The following is a 5,102-nucleotide window of genomic DNA, read 5'->3' as shown; positions in this document are numbered from 1 at the left end:
TTTCTAAAGATTTCAGCCAAGTGAAGTGATTCAATGGACTTTATAAAAACATTATACAAAAACACGCTCCAAATAGCAAAAGTTTCTATATCAAATTAATGTATTTTTTTAATTTTAGTCTCCTGCCACTTATATCTGATTTTTTTTTGTTACTTACCTGTGTGGCTACCCAGCCAAGGGTCTAACTATAAAACGAATTTATTTCTTGATTTGTTTTATCAAGCCTACTGCCACCTATCTCTGAATTTTTTTGTTGTTACTTACGTGTGTGGCTACCCGCCACAGGGGCCAAAGCGTTCCTGGCGACGCTTTGGAATCCGCCATATAAGTGGGACACCCACTTATATATCACCCGACGCCCATAAGGTTTTGTTTCGCCTTATTTGTTACGCAGAGCTTCACACGGCTAGAAACAAAAACGACCGAAGGGCTTGTTTGGATAAAAACTCTTTTTTTCATAACTGTTTTCTGCGTTGCGCTGACTTGTGCGAAGATGGTAATCTTCGCTTGCCAAGTTAAGCATTCGACAAAATTTAATCTATTTTCATGGTTCGATACATTTACTAACCATGAGCGGTGGTATTTGCATGATCGTGGGGAGTATTTATTTTTTTAAAAAAGATAAAAGTATCGAAGGATAGATCATTTTAAAAAAAATGGTTCATATGGGCTAAGCAGGCAAAGATTACCATCTTGACTCGAATTTTGCGTCAGGGGCTTTTTAAGGGTCTCCCTTAAATGGCGATTCTTAAGTATTCCACAATACTTAAGGGCCCTGTTCCGGCCAGAGGAACAGAGAAGATTGAATTAAAAAATGAACAAGCAAGGTGGAGAAAATTTATGCCAAAAAATGAATTTATTTTATTTTAAACCCCATTGGCTGGGTAGCCACACACGTAAGTATTAAATTAGATAAACAGCTTGGTGGCAGTAGACTTGATAAATCAAAAAAACAAAGGATTTATTACTTTTCCCAAAGTAATTAAACCCTTTTCCAAAAGCCCATGCCATCTTGAGCAATTTTGCCATCCAAGCTCAGTTCAAACAACTTTGACTGGAGCAAATCAATACCAACACCAACTTTTGTTAAAAGAGCCTGGGCAGTAACAGGAGTAACGGTGTAATGCAAAATAGCCAAAGAGAGATCACTTAAATCCAAAGCATCGCCGAGGGCTAAAGACTTATCCTGATTTATCGAAGCTTTTACGATAACTTTTGATGCTTTTTTCTCTTTATTTTCATGGCTTTTTTCTTGAGAAAGTATGGTCAACTGCTTCTCGTACTGCTCTTTTCCCGGATATAACATTTCTTCTAAAATATCTTGCGTGCACGTGACCAACTTTGCGCCCTGTTTAATTAAATCATGGCATCCAACGCTTAACGGATCAAAAATAGAGCCGGGCAAGGCAAACACTTCGCGCCCCTGTTGCAACGCACACTGAGCAGTGATTAATGCCCCGCTTTTTTGTGCAGCTTGCAGCACAATGCATCCTAGCGAGAGCCCAGAGATGATTCGATTGCGTATCGGAAAGCAAAATGTCTCAGGAGGCATTTCCATGTGAAAAGTGCTCACTATCAAACCACCTGAATACACAACTCGTTCAAACAAATCTTTATTTGATGCCGGATATTGATAACAAAGCCCAGAACCAACCACAACTATTGTTTTTCCTTTGTTGTCCAAAGTGATTTGATGAGCATAGGTATCAGCCCCAAGCGCACCACCGCTTACAATCACCCAATCATCTTGAATCATCGGGATAATCAAACTTTTTAACGCATCGCTAACATACAGATGGGACTTGCGAGCTCCCACGCAAGCAAAGGTTTTTTCTTTTGCAAAAAGTGTTACGTCACCTTGATAATATAAAACCAATGGCGGGACATCAATGTGCTTGAGTAGCTTTGGGTACTCATCACAAAAAATAGTAACAAATGACGCATGATGTTTTTCAATAAGCCTTAATTCATCTAAAAGTCTTTGATTGTTTTGCAAACCATAGATAAGCAGCTGTGCTTTATCGCTCGAACAACCAAGGCTTATAAAATCCTGCAGCGAGTAGCTGTAGAACGCTTCAAGGTTTTTAGTAGAGCCCTGTTCCTGCGCATTGTTTTTTACAAAAAAGCTCTCAAGTAATTCATGCAAAAACCTTGGCGCAAGGCCTTCGATAAGCGAAAGATGTAAAACAACATTTTGTAAGTTCATAACACCGGCAATATAAAAAAAAGAAGGATTTATAAGCACCTCGCTTACAAATCCTTCTTTTTTAAAAACTATTTATATTTATTTATTCTTTGTCGCCTTCAACATTGGCAGCTGACTGGTCAGCCACAGACTGTTCAGTCCCCGACTGTTCAGTACCTGACGGTTCAGCTTCTTGCTCCCCAGGCATTACCCCAGAAAACGAAACGACCGATGAAAGCTCTTGCGAATCATCCAACCGAATTAATCGAACACCCTGAGCTTGACGGCCCATTGTGCGAACTTCTTTTGGAGAAATTCGAATTATTTTTCCAGCCTTATCGATTAACAATATTTCTGAATCATCACCAACGCGAACTAAACCAATCACATCACCGTTACGAACACCAGTTGGAATTGTGCGAACACCCACTCCACCACGATGCGCAACACGGAAATCTTCAATTTTTGTACGTTTTCCAAATCCACGCGCTGTAGCAAACAAGATATCACGATCATCGCTGATAACTTCCATACCAACCACAGCATCACCAGGTCGTATGCGAATTCCACGCACACCGGCAGCTTGTCGTCCCATGCAGCGAACTTCAGGAACCTTGAATCGAATACCCTGACCAAGTTTTGTTGCTATAACAATTGAATTATCTTCTGTACACACAGCACAGAATACTAATTCATCGCCTTCATTTAAACTCAATGCTCGAATACCAGTACAACGAATCTTAGTAAAATGTTCACCAAGCGTACGCTTAATGCTTCCATCACGAGTTACCATGATCACATATTTATCATCAATATCGCCAGAATCTAGAAGCTTAACAACATACTCACCTTCTTGCAGCGGTAATAAGTTAACAAGCGCACGACCCTTAGAAATACGTGAACCTTCAGGTATTTCATAAACTTTCATACAATAAACTCGACCAAAATTACTAAAGAATAGTAAATCGCCATGAGTTGTAGTTACAAAAAGATCTTGGACAATGTCATCGAAATCGTCGAGCGATGCCATGCCCATTTTACCCTTGCCGCCACGATGCTGAACTTCATACGTTTTTAAAGTAACGCGCTTGATATAACCCTTACGAGTAAGTGTCACAACAACATCTTCTTCAGGAACTAAATCAAGATCAGAAAGTAAATCGATAGGACCTTCAATTTTGCTACGACGTTTATCGCCATACATTTCTTTAAGGTCAATTAACTCTCTGATAATTTCTTTATCTAGCGTTGCAGGATCCTGTAAAATAATTTGCAATCCAGAAATTAAAACTTTAAGTTCTTTCATTTCTTCATGTAATTTTTCTTGTTCCAAGCCAGTTAATCGCTGAAGTCTCATCTCAAGAATTGCTTTAGCCTGTTCAGCTGAAAGCAGATACTGATCATTTAATTTTTCAGTTGCTTCTTGTGTTGATTTTGAAAGCTTTAATAATTCAATAACCTTATCAATATTATCAAGCGCTATTAAAAGGCCGACAAGTATGTGTTCTCTTGCTTGTGCTTTTCTTAAATCAAACTCAGTTCTTTTTGAAACGATCGTTCTACGATGAATAATAAATTCATCCAGGATACGGCGCAATGAAAACACAATTGGCTTGTTGTCCAAAAGCGCAAGCATCAAAAACGAAATGGTTGTTTGTAAAGATGTATGCTTGTAAAGCTGATTTAAAGTAACACTTGGAATATCGCCCTTTTTAAGCTCGATAACCAGACGCATACCTTTTTTGTCAGATTCGTCACGAATGTTAGAAATACCTTCTATGATTTTATCTTTAACCAAATCAGCAATTTTGATAATCAATTCGGCTTTATTTACTTGATACGGTAACTCATAAATTACCAGCTGCGTACCTTTTTTGCCTTCTTCTTCAACCACAACACCGCGAAGCACCAGGCTACCACGGCCAGTTTGGTATGCTTTTACGATACCAGCACGACCACAAATGATTCCACCTGTTGGAAAATCAGGAGCAGGAATCAAGCGGAATAATTCTTCATCAGTTAAATTTTTATTTTTTAGAATCGCCAAACAACCATCGATTACTTCACCAAAATTATGTGGTGGAATCGATGTAGCCATACCTACTGCAATACCTGCAGTACCATTGACTAAAAGGTTTGGGAATTTTGTTGGAAGTAGGACCGGTTCAATAGTTGATTCGTCAAAGTTTGGAACGAAATCAACAGTCTCTTTTGTAATATCAGCTAAAAGCTCTGAACAGATTTTTTCCATTCTCACTTCGGTGTAACGCATAGCAGCTGCGTTATCACCATCTACCGAACCCCAGTTTCCTTGACCATCCAAAAGAGGATAACGCTTAGAAAAATCTTGAACCATACCAACCATTGTGTTGTAAACAGCTTGATCACCATGTGGATGGAAACGACCAAGCACTTCACCGACTACACGAACTGATTTATGGTAAGACTTATTGTGAACGAATCCCAAACTATGCATCGTGTAAACTACACGCCTATGCACGGGCTTAAGACCATCTCTCACGTCAGGAATTGCTCTTGATACAACAACAGACATTGCATAATCAAGAAACGATGATTTTAGCTCATCTTCGATTAAAATCGGAGAAATTTCAGGTTTTTTCTTTTCTTGATTGGTATCAGAACTCATTCAAATCCTTTTTGGAAATATCGATTTTGTTTAATCTATTATGGGAATCTACTATGGGTGATAATTTCTTGTCAACATCAGAAAGATAATTAACTTAATGATACCTTAAGGATACTATGAATCGACCAAAATCACAAGACACAAAGAAGAGTGGGAAGCATTCTTTATTGAACACTTCCCACCATTGTTTTTAATTTTATTTAAACTTTCGAGACTTCCTCATTAAATCTTTGCTAATTCTTGCTCAGCTTCTTTATCTTTTTTTGCAAC

2 protein-coding genes are annotated in these 5,102 nt (G+C 38.5%); both read right to left on the bottom strand.

The features are described 5' to 3' along the window. Nucleotides 1-982: 982 nt before the first annotated feature. Nucleotides 983-2,245 (bottom strand): DNA-processing protein DprA, encoded by a 1,263-nt coding sequence (gene dprA, locus NTU89_04485; protein ID MCX5923786.1) that lies wholly within the window; start codon nt 2,243-2,245, stop codon nt 983-985. A gap of 43 nt (nt 2,246-2,288) precedes the next feature. Continuing rightward, nucleotides 2,289-4,832 carry a DNA gyrase subunit A gene (gene gyrA / locus NTU89_04480; GenBank protein ID MCX5923785.1) on the bottom strand — a complete coding sequence of 848 codons (2,544 nt, stop codon included), beginning with the start codon at nt 4,830-4,832 and terminating at the stop codon, nt 2,289-2,291. Between the last annotated feature and the right edge of the window lie 270 nt (nt 4,833-5,102).

Source organism: Candidatus Dependentiae bacterium, assembly GCA_026389065.1.
GTDB lineage: Bacteria > Babelota > Babeliae > Babelales > Chromulinivoraceae > JACPFN01.
The sequence above is the reverse complement of the archived record's forward strand: the minus strand, read 5'-3'. Positions and strand labels throughout refer to the sequence as shown.